16 protein-coding genes are annotated in these 16,115 nt (G+C 63.2%); 4 read left to right on the forward strand and 12 right to left on the reverse strand.

Annotated features, from left to right (window positions below; translation table 11 throughout):
* Positions 1-45: 45 nt before the first annotated feature.
* Positions 46-306 (reverse strand): integrase core domain-containing protein, encoded by a 261-nt coding sequence (locus tag ACJ8PI_RS12065; RefSeq protein ID WP_133160390.1) that lies wholly within the window; start codon positions 304-306, stop codon positions 46-48.
* A 230-nt stretch (positions 307-536) separates the two neighbouring features.
* On the opposite strand from ACJ8PI_RS12065, the gene ACJ8PI_RS12070 reads away from it, so the two are divergent.
* A complete protein-coding gene (locus ACJ8PI_RS12070; RefSeq protein WP_043136352.1) occupies positions 537-1,541 on the forward strand; it encodes a LacI family DNA-binding transcriptional regulator in 1,005 nt (334 codons plus the stop codon).
* 6 nt (positions 1,542-1,547) lie between these two features.
* Here the strand turns inward: ACJ8PI_RS12070 and araD are convergent, their stop codons facing one another.
* The 8 genes from araD to ACJ8PI_RS12110 form a co-directional block, all read right to left on the reverse strand.
* Complete coding sequence (gene araD / locus ACJ8PI_RS12075; RefSeq protein WP_164134540.1) at positions 1,548-2,240, reverse strand: L-ribulose-5-phosphate 4-epimerase; 693 nt, start codon at positions 2,238-2,240, stop codon at positions 1,548-1,550.
* Positions 2,234-3,103 carry an L-ribulose-5-phosphate 3-epimerase gene (locus ACJ8PI_RS12080; RefSeq protein WP_164134539.1) on the reverse strand — a complete coding sequence of 290 codons (870 nt, stop codon included), beginning with the start codon at positions 3,101-3,103 and terminating at the stop codon, positions 2,234-2,236. The genes araD and ACJ8PI_RS12080 overlap by 7 nt, the downstream gene beginning before the upstream one ends.
* Positions 3,090-4,577, reverse strand: a complete 1,488-nt coding sequence (locus ACJ8PI_RS12085; protein ID WP_103774188.1) for an FGGY-family carbohydrate kinase — start codon at positions 4,575-4,577, stop codon at positions 3,090-3,092. The genes ACJ8PI_RS12080 and ACJ8PI_RS12085 overlap by 14 nt, the downstream gene beginning before the upstream one ends.
* 8 nt (positions 4,578-4,585) lie before the next feature.
* Entirely contained in the window at positions 4,586-5,575 is a 990-nt protein-coding gene (locus ACJ8PI_RS12090) for an ABC transporter permease (protein ID WP_038877882.1), read from the reverse strand.
* Positions 5,572-7,062, reverse strand: coding sequence for a sugar ABC transporter ATP-binding protein (locus ACJ8PI_RS12095; protein ID WP_033655112.1), 1,491 nt, complete (start codon positions 7,060-7,062; stop codon positions 5,572-5,574). The genes ACJ8PI_RS12090 and ACJ8PI_RS12095 overlap by 4 nt, the downstream gene beginning before the upstream one ends.
* 54 nt (positions 7,063-7,116) lie before the next feature.
* Positions 7,117-8,034, reverse strand: a complete 918-nt coding sequence (locus ACJ8PI_RS12100; protein WP_015378502.1) for an ABC transporter substrate-binding protein — start codon at positions 8,032-8,034, stop codon at positions 7,117-7,119.
* A gap of 135 nt (positions 8,035-8,169) precedes the next feature.
* On the reverse strand, positions 8,170-9,237 hold the full coding sequence (locus ACJ8PI_RS12105; protein WP_033647981.1) for a zinc-binding dehydrogenase: 1,068 nt from the start codon (positions 9,235-9,237) through the stop codon (positions 8,170-8,172).
* Between the two features lie 284 nt (positions 9,238-9,521).
* Positions 9,522-10,475, reverse strand: a complete 954-nt coding sequence (locus ACJ8PI_RS12110; RefSeq protein ID WP_033655111.1) for a LysR family transcriptional regulator — start codon at positions 10,473-10,475, stop codon at positions 9,522-9,524.
* A gap of 138 nt (positions 10,476-10,613) precedes the next feature.
* On the opposite strand from ACJ8PI_RS12110, the gene ACJ8PI_RS12115 reads away from it, so the two are divergent.
* Both ACJ8PI_RS12115 and ACJ8PI_RS12120 read left to right on the forward strand, forming a co-directional pair.
* Positions 10,614-11,795: a M20 aminoacylase family protein gene (locus tag ACJ8PI_RS12115; protein WP_164105232.1), complete on the forward strand. Its 1,182-nt coding sequence runs from the start codon at positions 10,614-10,616 to the stop codon at positions 11,793-11,795.
* 22 nt (positions 11,796-11,817) lie between these two features.
* Positions 11,818-12,606 carry an ABC transporter substrate-binding protein gene (locus ACJ8PI_RS12120; protein WP_049195324.1) on the forward strand — a complete coding sequence of 263 codons (789 nt, stop codon included), beginning with the start codon at positions 11,818-11,820 and terminating at the stop codon, positions 12,604-12,606.
* Positions 12,607-12,764: 158 nt separating this feature from the next.
* Here ACJ8PI_RS12120 and tmaR read toward each other — a convergent pair whose 3' ends face one another.
* From tmaR to ACJ8PI_RS12135, 3 genes are all read right to left on the reverse strand, one after another.
* Positions 12,765-13,082, reverse strand: coding sequence for a PTS system regulator TmaR (tmaR, locus tag ACJ8PI_RS12125; protein WP_004935612.1), 318 nt, complete (start codon positions 13,080-13,082; stop codon positions 12,765-12,767).
* A gap of 160 nt (positions 13,083-13,242) precedes the next feature.
* Positions 13,243-14,310 carry an FUSC family protein gene (locus ACJ8PI_RS12130; protein WP_033647985.1) on the reverse strand — a complete coding sequence of 356 codons (1,068 nt, stop codon included), beginning with the start codon at positions 14,308-14,310 and terminating at the stop codon, positions 13,243-13,245.
* Positions 14,311-14,404: 94 nt separating this feature from the next.
* Positions 14,405-15,172, reverse strand: a complete 768-nt coding sequence (locus tag ACJ8PI_RS12135) for an N-acetylmuramoyl-L-alanine amidase (protein WP_033647986.1) — start codon at positions 15,170-15,172, stop codon at positions 14,405-14,407.
* A 176-nt stretch (positions 15,173-15,348) separates the two neighbouring features.
* Between ACJ8PI_RS12135 and ACJ8PI_RS12140 the strand changes: the two genes are divergently transcribed.
* Entirely contained in the window at positions 15,349-16,095 is a 747-nt protein-coding gene (locus ACJ8PI_RS12140; RefSeq protein WP_004935623.1) for a S24 family peptidase, read from the forward strand.
* Positions 16,096-16,115: the final 20 nt, after the last annotated feature.

The following is a 16,115-nucleotide window of genomic DNA, read 5'->3' on the forward strand; positions in this document are numbered from 1 at the left end:
ATGTGATAAGCAATATTGGCTCATGATCCTGAATCCGAATATATACTAGTCATAATCAGGAACAACCGGCCATATGTTGGCTGCATATCCTGCGGCAGGCTTTTCAGCAAATTCGGATGAGGTCATCCAGTCCTGCTCAGGATGAGGGCGTCTCTGGGTATAGAGTATGCGCCAGGCCTCGATTTTGCACCGTGCATACTTTAGGGACTTAAACCAGTTAATTTCCAACCCAATTATATATAATTGCGTTTTTCCGCTGCGCAACATTATTTCTAGCAATGTCCGCTTTTGGCACAAAGCAGCCATTAACACCTAACCTCGACCATGCGATACACCTTACCAAACTCTCCGCCAACAAAATACAACCACATAAAATGATTAAACCCACAATTAATAAGCCAGATACATTATTATTCTTGCTTTCATTCTATTATTTTCCTCCCCCACTCCAGCCCATCCCCCAACTCCCCCCTAGCACCGCCCCCGCCCTTTCCCTACAATAAGGGATCTGTTGAGGCATAACGCAAGGAAAGACGGTGTCGAAAGCCAATCCCAATGCCACTATCGTGGATATCGCCCGCCGCGCCAGGGTGACCAATATCACCGTTTCCCGCGCCTTCAATAAGCCCGAGCTGGTCAAGCCGGAAACCCGCGAGCGCATTCACGCCATCGCCAAAGAGCTGAACTATGTGCCCAATGCGTTCGCGCAGGGGCTGAAAAGCAGCAGCAGCCAGATTATCGGCATCGTCACCAGCAGCATGTACAACCCGTTCTATTCCGGCCTGATCAAGACCGTGTCGCGCATTGCGCGCCAGCAGGGCTACCAGATCATGCTGTTCGATACCGACGGCAGCGAAGAGGCGGAAATGCGCGCCATTCAGGCGCTGTTCGGCTACAAGGCGCGCGGCATTCTGCTGTCGGCGGTGCGTGACGACAAGCGCTACCGCCCCGCCTATCTCGAGCTGGCCGAGGTGTACGGCGTGCCGCTGATCCTTATCGACCGCGATCTCTACGATCAGCAGCTGAGCGGCGTGTTCCTCGATAACCGCGAGATTGGCGTGCTGGCCGGGCGTTATCTGGCGGAGCAGCCGGAGCAGAAGCTGCTGATTATCGGCGGCCCGGCGGATTCGGAAATTACCTTAACGCGCACCGCCGGCATCGTCGCGGCCTTGCAGGGCAGCGGCCGTGAGATTCATATCATCAACGGCGACTATGATTTCACCTCGCAAGAGAGCGAGGTGCGCGCTTATCTGGCACAGCCGGAGAACCGCCCGGATTACATCATCGGTCTGAATGGCATCATCACGCTGGGCGCCATCGCCATCTGCCACGAGATGGGGCTTTATGAGCAGGTGAAGTTCTTCTCGATAGACGAACCGCCGCGCGCCGGCGCTTACGGCCTGCACATTCCGGGGGTGTATCACGATACGCAGAAACTGGGGGAGATCGCCGCGGAGCTGCTGTTCAGCGCCATTCACAGCCCGCGCGGCGAGTTGCCGGTGCGCAGAGAGTTCTTCACCGGCTCGCTGTTAAATCGCTGACGGGCGCTATTGCCCGTAGTAGGCGTGTTTGCCGTGCTTGCGCAGGAAATGTTTGTCCAGCAGCTCCGGCTGCATCGGGGCGATGGCCGGCGCAAGCTGGCGCGTCGCCATCGCCATGATCGCCACCTCTTCCAGCACCACCGCGTTGTGCACCGCATCCGCCGCGTCCTTGCCCCAGGCAAACGGGCCGTGGGAATAGACCAGCACTCCCGGCACCTGCTGCGGATCGCGCCCCGCCTGATTGAAGGTCTCGATGATCACCTTGCCGGTTTCCCCCTCGTAGTCACCGGCGATCTCCGCCTCGCTCATCGGCCGGGTGCAGGGAATGTCGCCGTAAAAGTAGTCGGCGTGGGTGGTGCCCAGCGCCGGGATCGGCTGCCCGGCCTGCGCCCAGATGGTGGCGTTGCGGCTGTGGGTGTGCACCACGCCGCCGATATCGGCGAAGGCGCAGTACAGCGCCAGGTGAGTGGCGGTGTCGGATGAGGGTTTGCGGTGCCCTTCGCGCACCTTGCCCTCCAGATCCACCACCACCAAATCCTCCAGCGTCATCGCCTCGTAGGCGATGCCCGAAGGCTTGATCACCACCAGCCCGCTCTGGCGGTCGATCGCCGAGACGTTGCCCCAGGTAAAGGTCACCAGCCCGTATGCCGGCAGGCTGAGGTTGGCGGCCAGCACCTGCCGCTTGAGTTCGTTCAGCATGCGATGCCTCCCTCGATCATCTGTTGTTCGATCCAGGCCTTGGCCTGGGCAATGCGTTGCTTGTCCTGCCCGTCTTCGCGCGCCCACATCTCCAGCAGGTAGGGGCCGCGATAGCCGAGCGCGTTGAGCACGGCAAAGGCGTGGGCGAAATCCACGCAGCCCTCGCCGAACGGCACGTCGCGAAACTGCCCGGCGCTGCTCGGCCCCACCGCGACGGTGTCTTTGAGGTGCACGGCGGTGATGCTGCCGATGCCCAGCGCCAGCTCGGCGGCGACGTCGTTGCCCCAGGCGCTGAGGTTGCCGAGATCGGGATACACCGTGAACCACGGGCTGTTGACGTGGCGGGCGATGTCGCGCCATTTGCTGATGCTGTTGATGAACGGCGTGTCCATCACCTCCACCGACAGCATCACCTGCGCCCTGGCGGCCTGCGCCGCCGCCCACTGCATGCCCTCGATAAAGCGCTCGCGACTGTGGCGATCGGCCGGTTCGTAATAGACGTCGTAGCCCGCCAGCTGGATGTTGCGGATGCCGAGATCCGTCGCCAGTTCCAGCGCCTTGCTCATCAGCACCTGCGCCCTTTCGCGGGTGGCGGCGTCGGCGCTGCCGAACGGATCGCGCCGGTGCGCCGACAGGCACAGGCTCGGCACCGTCACCCCGCTGTCGAGCCGCGCCTGGATAAACGCCAGCCGCTGGCGGCGATCCCAATCCAGCCGCTGCTGGCGCGCCGGCTGTTCGTCGATCGACATCTCCACAAATTCAAAGCCCAGCTCGGCGGCGGTGGCCAGCCGCTGCGGCCAGCTCAGATCGGCGGGCAGCGCCTTTTCATACAGCCCCAGACAGGCGGCGTTAGTCGTTTGCATCAGTCACCTCACTCAAAGCCTGGGCGACCGCCAGATAGCGCGCCTGCTGGGCGCGCAGGCGCCGGTGGGCGGCGGTCGCGGGATAATAACAGCGCAGCTTGGGCGGCGCGGCGGCGATCGCTTCGGCGAACCCGGCGTACTCCCCGGCGCCGACGGCGGCGCACAGGGCGGCGGCGCGGCAGCCGCTCTGGCGCGTTTCCACCACCTCGAGCGGCAGGTTGCCGGCGTCGGCGTACATCTGCATCCACACCTCGGACTGCGTCGGCCCGCCGGTCATGCGCACCCGCTCGATGCGCGGGTTCAGCTGCACCATGCGCTCCTGATGGATCAGGTGCGAGAACACGATGCCCTGGTAGATCGCCTGCACCACGTCCGCCATCTCGTGGTGGGCGCTCAGGCCGATCAGCCCGCCCGGCGTGTTGCCGCCGAGGTTGGAGCCGTACAGATAAGGCAGGAACAGCAGCCCACTGGGCTGCTCGCGGCGCTCGGCCACCCAGGCGTTGAACTGGGCGTAGCGCTGCCGGTCGTCGGCGCAAAACTGGCGCAGGAACCAGGCCAAATTGCCGGCCGAGGTCGGGCTGCCTTCGTGCACGAAATAGCGGCCGTCGATGCAGTAGCGCCCCCAGGCGTAGGGGTAATCGGCGGGAATGATGCGCTCGGTCACGCAGGTGGCGATCGACCAGGTGCCCGCCACCGCGCTGAGCGTGCGATCGTCGGCCACGCCGGAGCTGAGCGCCGCGCCCACCACGTCGAACAGGCCGCCGTACACCGCGGTGCCCGCGCGCAGGCCGCATTGCGCCGCCGCCGCGGCCGTCACCCGCCCGGCCAGCTGCGCCGAGCCGATCACCGGCGCGGTTTTCTCCTGCGCCTCTTCGATGCCGAAGGCCGCCATCAGCGCAGGATCGTAAGCGCCGCTGTGCTGGTTAAACAGGTTGCTGCCGGAGATGTTGGTCACCTCGGCCGCCGCCTCGCCGGTGAGGCGAAAGCGCAGGTAGTCGTGCGCCATCAGGATGCGATCGACGGCGGCGTACTGCGCCGGTTGCTCATGCTTCAGCCAGCGCAGCAGCAGCGCCGGGTGGCTGGGCCACAGCGGCTGCAGGCTGCGCGGGTAGGTCTGCGCGCCCACGCCGGTGCGGCGCAGCTCAGCCGCCGTGGCCGCCGCGCGGTTGTCCGAAGAGAGGATGCCGTTGCCGACCGGCTTGCCGTGGCGGTCGATGGCGTACAGCCCTTTGCCGTGCGCCGAGAAGCTGACGCCGCGCACCTGCCCGGCATCCAGCCCCGCCGCGTGCAGCGTCTGGCGGATCGCTGCGCAAACGTCATCCCACAGCGCGTCCATATTGCGTTCGCTGAAGCCCGGCTGGGCGGCAATCGCCGCGCCGTCGCGCTCGGCGACTGCCAGCTCTTCGCCGCTTGCCCGGTACAGCCCGGCCTTGATCACCGTGCCGCCGACGTCTATCCCAAGAAAGACTGCCATCGCGCCCCCTATTTGCGCCGCACGGAGCTGAGGTAGATGGCGGCCAGAATGATGCCGCCCTTCACCACGTTCTGGATATACGGCGACACGTTCATCAGATTGAGGCCGTTGTTGAGCACCCCGAGCATCATCGCCCCCACCAGCGTGCCGACGATGGCGCCGCGCCCGCCGGAGATCGCCGCCCCGCCCAGCACCACCGCGGCGATGGCGTCCAGCTCGAAGCCTTCGCCGGCGTTGGGCTGCCCGCTCATCAGACGCGAGGTCAGCACCAGCCCGGCCAGCGCGGCGGTCAGGCCGCTGATCACGTACACCAGCATCTTGTAGCGCGGCACGCGGATGCCGCTCAGCCGCGCCGCCTCTTCGTTGCCGCCCATCGCGTAGACGTAGCGGCCGAACGGCAGCTGGTTGAGCATCAGCCAGGCCAGCACGTACACGCCGAGCATGATCAGGATCGGCACCTGGATGCCCAGCACCGTGCCGCGGCCGAAGAAGGAGAAGACGTCGGGCAGGCCGGAGATCGGGTAGCCGCCGGTATAGAGCAGCGCCAGGCCGCGGGCGATGCCCATCGACGCCAGGGTGACGATGATCGGCGGCATGCGCAGGTAGGCGATGCAGGCGCCGTTGGCCAGGCCGAACAGCGCGCCGACCGCCAGCGCCGCCACCATCGCCAGCGGGATCGGCACCGCCGCCAGCATCAGCCCGGCGGCGACCGAGCCGGCCAGCGCCATCACCGGCCCCACCGAGAGATCGATGCCGCCGGTCAGGATGGCGCAGGTCATGCCCACCGCGATGATGGCATTGATAGACACCTGGCGCGCCACGTTGGTCAGGTTGTTGACGCTGAGGAAGCTGTCGTTCAGCAGGCTCATCAATACGAACAGGACAGCGAAGCCGATAAACGGCAAGACCGCCGGGTGATGCAGCAGTTTTTCCCAGCGCTTGCCGAGGCTGGGGCCGGCGGCGCGGCGCGCCACGGCGGGTTGTTCAATTCCGATCATAAGGCACTCCCGGTCGCGTGAAGCATGATGTGGTTGGATTCGATGTCGTCGCCGGTCAGCTCGGCGACGATGTGGCCGCCGCGAAACACCAGTACGCGGTCACACACGCCGATGATCTCCGGCAGTTCGGAGGAAATCATGATGATGGAGATGCCCTGCTGGGTCAGTTGCTGCATCAGTTGGTAGATCTCGGCCTTGGCGCCCACGTCGATGCCGCGCGTCGGCTCGTCGAAGATCAGGATGTTGCAGTCGTTGTTGAGCCAGCGGGCGATCACCACCTTCTGCTGGTTGCCGCCGCTCAGGGTGCTGACGGCGGTCTCGGCGTCCGGGGTTTTCACCCCCACGGCGCGGATCAGCCGCTGCACCACGTCGCGATCCTTGCGGGCGCTGACGAAGATCTTGCCGCGCCGGTGGTGCCGGTTGAGAGTGATGTTCTGCGCCACCGAGAACGGCAGCACCAGGCCCTCGGTTTTGCGGCTCTCCGGCAGCAGGCCGATGCCCTGCGCCAGCGCCTGCGCCGGGGAGCGCAGCGCCGCCGGTTGGCCGCCGAGGCTGACGCGTTTGCGGTGGCAGCGGCTGGCGCCGATCAGCGCCGAGACGGTCTCGGTGCGCCCGGATCCCACCAGCCCGGCGAAGCCGAGGATCTCGCCCTTGTGCAGGTGGAAGCGGTCGGTCGCGCCGTGCTTCTCGCGCTGGATCTCCGCCTCCAACAGTACCGTCGCGGTATCGACCGGGTGCTGTTTCACCGGGAAGGCGTTCTCGATTTTGCGCCCGACCATCAGCCGCACCAGCTCTTCCACGTTGGTGTCGCCGGTGGCCAGCGTTTCGATGTAGGCACCGTCGCGCAGCACGGTGATGCGATCGCAGATGGTGAAGATCTCGTCCAGGTGGTGCGAGATAAACACCATGCCGACGCCCAGCAGCCGCAGATCGTTCATCACGCTGAACAGGTGCTCGGCCTCGCCCGGCGTCAGCGTGGCGGTCGGCTCATCCAGCACCAGCACCCGCGCCTCCAGCGACAGCGCCTTGGCGATCTCAACGAACTGCTGCTGCGCCACGCTCAGCTGCTCCACCGGGCAATCGAGATCGATAGCCACCGTCAGCCGCTTGAAGATCGCCTCGGCCTTGCGCCGCATCGCCCGCCGATCCAGCAGGCCCCAGCGGTTCCTGATCTCCCGGTTGAGGAAGATGTTGTCGATGGCGCTCATGTAGGGAATCAACGAAAATTCCTGAAAAATAATGCCGACGCCGGCCTCGATCGCCTGGCGATAGTTGTTAAAGCGGCGCTGCTCGCCGTCGATAAAAATATCGCCCTCGTCCGGCTGATAGATGCCGCACATGATTTTCACCAGCGTCGATTTGCCGGCGCCGTTTTCGCCCAGCAGGGCGTGCACTTCGCCGCGTTGAATGGCCAGATCGATGCCGTCCAGCGCCTTCACGCCGGGAAAGCTCTTCTTTATTCGCTTCAGTTCCAGTAAAGGTGTCACCGCATTGCCCTCCGCGCCGAACACCCCGCCGCAGCGGGGCGAACCTGGCCGCTGTTACCAGCTAAAGCCGGCCGCATTGCTGCGGTCGATCAGCTTCACTTTCACCGGCACGGTTTTCGGCACCGTGGCGCCCCAGTAGCGGGCCAGCGCAATGCCGAGCGCGATGCGCAGCTGGTCGCGCGGGAACTGCGCCGAGGTGGCGATAAACGGCGAGTTCGGCTTGAGGATCTCTTTGATGGCTTCCGGCTGGCCGTCTACACTCACCAGCTTGACCTTGGCGCCGTTGCTTTCGATCGCCGCCAGGGCGCCGAGCGCACCGACGTCGTTGACGCTGAAGATGCCCGCCAGATCCGGCGCCGACTGCAGCATGTTTTCGGTCACGGTCAGCGCGGTGTCACGCTCCTGCTTGCCGTTTTGCTTGGTGACGATCTTGATGTCGGGGTATTTCTTCATCGCCGCTTCAAAGCCGCGCACGCGCTCCAGGATCGGCACCACCGGGATGCCGTCGAGGATCGCCACCTTGCCTTTGCCGCCCAGCGCTTTCGCCAGGTACTCGCCCGCCTGGAAGCCGGCGTCGTAGTTTTCCGAGCCGACGAACGAATCCAGCGGCCCTTCCGCCTGGGCGTCGATCGCCACCACCACCGCGCCGGCCTTATGAGCGGAGATCACCGCCGACTGCACCCCCACCGAATCGGTCGGGTTGATCAGCAGGATGTCCACCTTCTTCTGCAGCATGTCTTCCACGTCGCCGATCTGTTTGGCGACGTCATGGCGCGCATCGGCCACGTACACCTTGGCGCCGATATCCGCCGCCGCCTGATCCAGCGCCTGCTTCATGGTGACGAAGTAGTCGTTGTTCATTTCCTGGAACGACATACCGATAGTGATTTGCTTGGCCAGCGCCCCATGGCTGGCCGCCAACATTCCACCGGCGACGATAAAAGGCAGGGTCTTTTTGAATAATGAAAACATAGCCAATTCTCCTGTAGGGAAGCTTCTTGTTGTGGTTATCAGAGCAACAGCATGTCTTTACGTTTGGCCGACCGGCCGGCCCCCCATTGCGAGCGGGCCGGCGATCGTGACTGCAACAACGGTACAGCGGGAGGGTCAGGGAACCAGGATCACCTTGATGGAGTCGGTCGAGTCCGCCAGGGCGAAGGCTTCGTCCCAGTCGTTCAATGAATAGCTGTGGGTAACCACGCCATTGGAGGTCACCAGCCCGCGCTCGAACAGATCGATGGCGATTTCGTAGCTGTAGGGCGCCAGGTGCGCGCCGCGAATGTCCAGCTCTTTGCGATCGCCGATGATCGACCAATCGACGGTGGTTTCCTTGCCGAACACGCTGAACTCCACGAAGCGGCCCAGCTTGCGGATCATCTGCAGCCCCTGGGTGACGCCGATCGGCGCGCCGGTGGCCTCGATATACACGTCGCAGCCGTAACCGCCGGTCAGCGATTTGACGATCTGGTCGGCGTCTTCCTTCAGCGGGTTGATCACCACGTCGGCGCCGAACTCCTTCGCCAGCGCCAGCCGCTCGTCGATGGCGTCGATCACGATCAGTTTCTTCGGCGTCTTCAGGCGCGCCACCTGCACCATGCACAGCCCGAGCGGCCCGGCGCCGGCCAGCACCACCACATCGTCCAGCTGGATGTCGCCGCGCGCCACGGTGTGAATGGCGCAGGCCATCGGCTCAATCAATACCGCGTCTTCATGGTTCAGGCTTTCCGGGATCTTGTGCACGATGGCGTTCTCGGAAAAGCGCATGTACTCCGCCATGCCGCCCTCCGCCACGTCTTTTTGGAAACCGTAAATGTTATGCGTCTCACACATCCAGTAACTGCCGGATTTGCAGTAGCGGCACTCCCAGCACGGCACGATCTGCTCGGCGATCACCCGCTCGCCGAGCTGGTATTTGCCTTCCGCGCCCTCGCCCAGCGCGGCGATGCGGCCGTAGAACTCGTGGCCCGGCACCACCGGCGGTTTGACCCACGGGTTCTCCCCCCAAAACATCTGCGCGCCGTTCTTGCACTTGCAGTCGCCGGCGCAGATGCCGCAGCCTTCCACCTTGATCACCAGCTCGCGCGCCTTCGGCAACGGCGTGGGCACCTGTTCGAAACGATAGTCCTGCGGGCCGTGGCAAACGACCGCGCGCATTTTTTCCGGCAACTGGCTCATATCTTCCTCCAATACACTTGTTAAACGCTTGAATTTTCTTAATGTTGACGTTGTCATTTTTATCCAACAAAAAACAACAAACGTTATAAAGTGATAAATTTCAATAGATTAATCATCAAACACCCAGAAAACCAAAAATGACAACGTGAACATAGAGCAACATATAACCAAAGCTGCAAAAATAATTATTTGAGCGAAATCACATATCGTTAACATTGCGGCTAAAAATGCTACAAATGCGGATCGCGATCCCATTTACGGGATCGTCGATCCGGGGGGATCCGCTAAATCAGCAGGCGCACGCGATCGTAGATCTGGCGATCTTCCGGCCGCGACGATCGCGCCTGCTGGCGCAGGGTGCGCACCAGCGTGTCGATAAACGCATGGGCAGCGGCGCTCAGAATGCTGTTGCGCCGAGTGACGATATTCAGCTGCACCGGCCGGCAGCTCTCCCGCAGCGCCAGCGGCTGCAGGCGAGAGGCGAACTGCGGCAGCGCGGCAATCGGCTGCGGACAGCAGGTACACATTTCGGCGAACTCCACCAGCGCCTGCAGCATGCCGAACGAATGCGCCTGGATAATGCGCTGGCGCGGCAGGCGCACGCCGTGGCGGAGAAACACCTCGTCGAACAGCGCATCGAAACTTTCCGGGGTATAGCTCATCACCCAATCCTGTTCCAGCAGCTGATGCAGCGAGGTACTGTGCGCCAGCGGGTGGCCGCGCCGCACCATGTACGCCGTTTCATACTCCAGCAGCGGCTCGCAGTGGAACTCCTGCGGCGCCGACGACGCCGGCAGCGGCGTGATGGCAAAATCCATCGTGCCCTCGCGCAGCTGCGACTGGGCGTTGGCCATCAGGCTTTCCGACAGCTCCAGCCGCACCGCCGGCATCTTGCTGCGAAACGCCATCACCGCCGACGGCAGCACCGTCAGCATCAGCCAGGGGGTGAACGCCGCCTTGACCAGATCCGCCGTGCGCCCGCGCAGCGCCGCCATTTCGCCCTGCGCCTGCTCCAGCTGGTTCAGCACCAGCCGGGCGTGCGCCAGCAAGGTTTTGCCGTAGGGAGTAAAGCCCAGCCCGGTCGGCGTGCGGATCAGCAGCGGCAGCGCCTGTTCCTGCTCCAGTTCGCGCAGCGCGCGGGTCACCGCCGCCTGCGACAGCCCCAGATGCCGCGCCGCCGCGCGAATGCTGCCGCTGTCGGCGCTGGCCACCAGCGCCTGCAGTTGGTGCAGTTTCATGTTCACCTCCTGACAATCATAGGTTGTCAGCATAACTGAACGGCGGCTACCCGGCAAAAACGGAGTTTGCTAGTCTCGATGCCTACCCCTCTGCCCCATTCCCCGCCCGTTGGCCGGGACCCTTTGCCGGAGACCGTGATGAGCCCTTCACTCGTACTGCCTGAGATCGCCGCCGTTCATGATGAGATGGTCGCGCTTCGCCGCCACATTCACGCCCACCCGGAGCTGGGATTTAAGGAGTTCGCGACGTCAGATCTGGTGGCGCAGCGTCTGGAGGAGTGGGGTTACCGCGTCACGCGCGGCGTAGGACAAACCGGCGTTGTCGCCACATTGCAGCGCGGGCCGGGAAAATCGCTCGGCATCCGCGCCGACATGGACGCCCTGCCGATCGCCGAAACCACCGGCTTGCCGCACGCCAGCACCCATGCTGGGGTGATGCACGCCTGCGGCCACGACGGGCACACCGCCATGCTGCTGGCGGCGGCGCGCTGTCTGGCGCGGCAGCCCAACTTCAGCGGCACGCTGCACCTGATCTTTCAGCCGGCGGAAGAAGGCGGCGGCGGCGCCAGAGTGATGATTGAAGACGGCCTGTTTGAGCGCTTCCCCTGCGACGCGGTGTTCGCCATGCACAACGTGCCCGGCTTCCCCACCGGCCACCTGGGCTTCGCCAGCGGCCCCTTGATGTGCTCGGCCGATACGGTGCACATCACCCTGCACGGCCACGGCGGCCACGGCGCAGTGCCGCAGAGCACCGTCGATCCGGTGGTGGCCTGCGCGGCCATCGTCATGAGCCTGCAAACCATCGTGGCGCGCAATATCGATCCGCAGGAAACGGCGATCGTCACCGTGGGAGCGATGCAGGCCGGCCAGGCCGCCAACGTAATCCCGGCGACCGCCACCCTGACGCTCAGCGTGCGCGCGCTGACGGCGGTGGTGCGCGCGCGGCTGGAACAGCGCATCACCGAGCTGGTCACGGCGCAGGCCGCCAGCTTCGGCGCCCGCGCGGAGATCGACTACCGGCACGGCTACCCGGTGCTGGTGAACCACCCGGCAGAAACCGAACTGGCGCGCGCGGTGGCGCTGGACTGGGCCGGAGAGAGCCAGGTTATCCCCACGCTGCGGCCGTTCACCGCCAGCGAAGATTTCGCCTTTATGCTGGAGAAGTGCCCAGGCAGCTACATCTCGATCGGCAACGGCCCCGCCACGCCGGGCAATTCCCTGCACAACCCCGGCTATGACTTCAATGACGACAACCTGTCGGTAGGCGCCACCTACTGGGTCAAATTGGTCGAGCGCTTTTTGGCTTGCCCCACTGTTTAATCGCCAACGCTGAGGAAATGACATGAAAACCATCAAAGGGCTGTTGTTGCTGCTGCCGCTGGCCGCGAGCTTTCCCGCGCTGAGCGGCGAATTCAGCGGCAAGGTGATCAAGCTGGGCATCGATCCCACCTTTCCGCCGCTGGAATATAAAAACCCGCAGGGCAAGCTGACCGGCTTCGGCGTCGATATCGCCCAGGCGCTGTGCGACCAGATGCAGGCCAAATGCGTGTGGGTGGAAAGCAGCTGGGACGGCATGATCCCCGGCCTGCAGGCGAAGAAATTCGACGCCATCGCCTCGTCGATGACCATCACGCCGCAGCGCCAGCAGCAGATCGCCTTCTCCAGCAAAGTCTCCAACGCCCCGGCGCGGCTGGTGGCGCATAAGGGCAGCAACCTGCAGCCTACCGCCGCCTCGCTGAAGGGCAAATCGGTCGGCGTGCAGCAAGGCTCCAGCCAGGAGGCCTATGCCAACGCGCTGTGGCGCCCGGCCGGCGTTAACGTGGTCGCCTACCAAAGCCAGCAGGAGGTGAACGAAGATCTGGCCAACGGCCGTCTGGATGCGTCGCTGCTGGCCAGCGTCAGCGCCAGCGAGTTCTTCAAAACGCCCGGCGGCAAAGATTTCGCCTTTATCGGCGCCGAACTGAACGACAGCAAATACTTCGGCGTCGGCGACGGCATCGGAGTGCGCAAAGAGGATACCGCGCTGCTGAACGCCTTCAACACCGCGCTGCAGGCGATCCGCGCCAACGGCACTTACAAGAAAATCAACGACAGGTATTTCGACTTCGACATGTACGGTGCGGAGCAGTAACCAGCGTTCCCCGGCGGTCACCTGCAGAACCTGCAGGATGGGGAGGCGCCTTCGGCCGCCGGGGAACGCCCCAACGGAAACGGCAGTGTCGGCAAGAACGGAAAATCAGGCGGGATAAGGATGCGGGCCAGGCAGGACGCCCGGCCCGCTAAAGCGGGTTACTTCACTTCGCCCATCGCTTTCAGCTTTTTGGACAGCTCGCGGCGTTCTTTGGACAGATCGGCATTTTTGATGATGTAGTCATCAACGCGATCTTCGTAGTCGCTGCGCATGTTGGCGATGATGCCCTGAATGTCTTCAATGCTCATGCCGGGCTTGATGTACTCACTCAGGTTGTCGAGCAGCAGCACGCGCTTCTGGTTATCACGAATTTTCTTTTCGTTGTCGACGATCTCGCGTTGCAGTTTGTTTTTGCGGCGGAACATACGCACAAACTCCAGCACGTCCTGGAAACTCGGCTTATTTGCATTATCCATCTTTATACCCTTGCTTTAGTAATACACAGATTCATTTGCTTACGGCCACATGGCACCAAGATACAGGTTTGTGGCGGTCCGGCACAACAGTGATTGCCTTATCTTACCCACTTTGCCCCGGCGGCCAAAACCCAAAGCGCCGCCTTCATGATCTGACCCCTTATTCGCGCCCGGCGGCGGTGCAGACCAGGAGCAGATCCCCCAGCTCTTCCAACTGCTGCGCCAGCTCCATGCTGAGCCAGACATAGCCGTAAATCGGCGCTTCGCCGTGCTGGCCGAGGCTCACCTCCTGCATCAACGTTTTCAGCTCGCCGGCGATCTCCGCCAGCTGCCCCGCCGCCGCCTGCCGCTGTTCCTGCGGCCCTTCGCGCATCAGCACCGCCAGCGATTCCAGCGAGCTCAGCGTCAGCAGTTGGGTGCTGCGCAGCGTGCGGGCGTTCAACATGATGAAGTGCGTTTCACGCGAGGCCCAGTAGGCGTCGGCCATCAGCTCCAGCGTGCATACCAGATTGCGGCTGAGGGTTTGCACCGCCTCGAACACCGCTTTGGGGATGCGGGTTTCCTTACTGGCGGGCACGATCAGGCTGCGCAGCTTCACCACCTGATTCAACAGATCCTTGAGCTGCGGCTCCAGCCGCGGCCGCTCAATGACGTTCGGCGAAAAATACGCGCCGTAGAGGCGGGCGGCGGTTTGCAGGCAGTCCGCCATCTGCATGCGCCACAGAATATAGGCGCGCTGTGGGTAGATGCTGGTGAACAGCAGCGCCAGCAGCGAGCCGAAGATCACGTCGCCGCTGCGCCACAGCGCGGTATGCATGTCGCCGGCGCCCGCGCCACACACCACCGCCAGCGTGATCCCCACCAGCAGCGCCATATACGGCCGTTTGCCCAGCGTCAGGTAGCCGCAGACGAACATCACCACGCCGCACCAAGCCAGCATCAGCGGCAGCGAATAAAGTTCCAGATACAGGGCGATCAAACCGGAAGCGGCGCCGAACACCGTGCCGGCAATGCGTTGCAGCGCCCGCTGCAGCACGTTACCCCAAAACGAGATCGGCCCCATCACCACCACCAGGGTGATCAGCGGCCAGGTGCCTTCGGGCACCGCCAGCAAGCGGATCAGCAGAAAGGTCAGGATAAACGCCAACCCAATGCGCACGCCGTGAACGATGCGATAGTGCCGATAGGTCAGCAATTCAAGGGAAGAGATTTTTCGATCGAGGCGCACGATGCCTCCGATAAAGGCCAGCCAGGCCGCTATTTTAGCGGAGGAAACCCGGCAAGGAAAAGGCGAATGAGGCGTCCCCCATTCGCGGTCAGGCTCAGGCGGCGTACTTGTCGACCAACGCGCGCAGAGCGGCGGCGGTTTCGACATCCATCACGCCGTCATACTTCTGCTGGCGGAAGTGCAGCTGGAACGCGCGCACCAGCTGGCGATAGCCTTCTGCGGTATTGGCCGCCGAGGTATCGTAGCCGTATTGGGCGAACAGTTTCAGCAGCTCGGCCTGCGCCGGCAGGCCCTGGCGGCAGTATTCCTGCTGGCGCTGCTGCTTGGTCGCTTCGTCATACCAGGCGCCGACGCCGGCCTGATACAGCTGCTGCCACGGGAACTGCGGGCCCGGATCGCTCTTGCGGCCCGGCGCGATGTCGGAGTGCGCCACCACGTTCACCGGCGAGATGTCCGGATAACGCTGCAGGATGTTCTGCGCCAGCTGGGTGACCGCCTCGATCTGCTGCGGGTTGAACGGCGGGAAGGTGATGTTTCCACCGTCGCCGCTCGCCAGGTTGACGATCTCGATGCCGATCGAGGTGTCGTTGATATTGCTGCGGGTGCCCCACTGGCTGGCGCCGGCATGCCAGGCGCGCTCGTTCTCATCCACCAGGTTGAAAATGCGCACGCCGCTGAAGCCGGCGGCCTGATAGGTGGCTTCGGTCGGATCCGGCACCAGATAGTGTGCGCTGACCGATTTTCCGGTCAACGACTTCACCGAGTCGGCGAAGTTTTGCGCCGTGTAGTGCAGCACCAGAAAACGCACGCGGTGGCCGAAGCTGGCGACCGATCGGTAGCTATTGTAATCAATCTTGTACATCGTAAAGTCCCTCTCTCGCTTGATTTCACTGAGCGGCCCCTCATCATGACAGGCCGCCCCGCACAGGTGAACCTTTGGCTCACCCTTTTTGTTTTAGCTAATTGCTAAATTATGCGCAAGCGTTTTTTAGCAAAACCGTTATTTACCTTTTTGCTAAAGAGTGCGATCATGGCACGATGGAAACTAAAGAAATCAGGCGCAACAATCTGCGCGAATTGATGGCCCGCTACGCCCGGCAAGGCGTCAACCAGAATGAATTCGCCACGCTGGTTGAGTCTTCCGCGCCGACGCTGAGCCAAATCATCGGGGAAAAATCCTCCCGCAATCTTGGCGACAATCTGGCCAGGCGGATCGAGGCCCGGCTGAATTTGCCCAAGGGCTGGTTCGACGTGTTTCACGAAAAGCAGCTGGTACGCCCGTTTGACAACGTGGCAGCGGAGTCGGACTTCCAGCCCGCCCGTTTGAAACCGGTGGTATGGGAAGATACCGAACAAGACAAGGAAGAGTTTGTGGAGATCCCGCTGCTGGATATCGATTTTTCCGCCGGCGACGGCTGCTACGAAATCGTCGATCGCGAGGAGTTTTCGCTGATCTTCCGCCGTTACTACCTGCACAAGATGGGGGTGGCGGTCAACGCCGCGCGCATTATCCGCATCTCCGGCTCCAGCATGGAACCGCGTCTGCAGGACGGCGACGTGGTCGGCATCAACACCGACGATACGCGCATCCGCGAAGGCAAGACCTACGCCATCCGCCACGGCAATTTGCTGCGGGTGAAGGTGCTGATCGAGCAGCCGGACGGCGGCGTCGTCATCCGCTCCCTCAACCGGGAAGAGTACCAGGACGAGCATCTCAGCTACCAGCAGCGCAAGGAGCAACTGGTGGTGCTCGGCCGCGTCTTCTGGTCCTCTTCGTCCTGGTAGCGGAGCAACCTCGGGCGCCC

Origin of the sequence: Serratia sp. CY82433 (assembly GCF_052166535.1) — a bacterium.
GTDB lineage: Bacteria > Pseudomonadota > Gammaproteobacteria > Enterobacterales > Enterobacteriaceae > Serratia > Serratia sarumanii.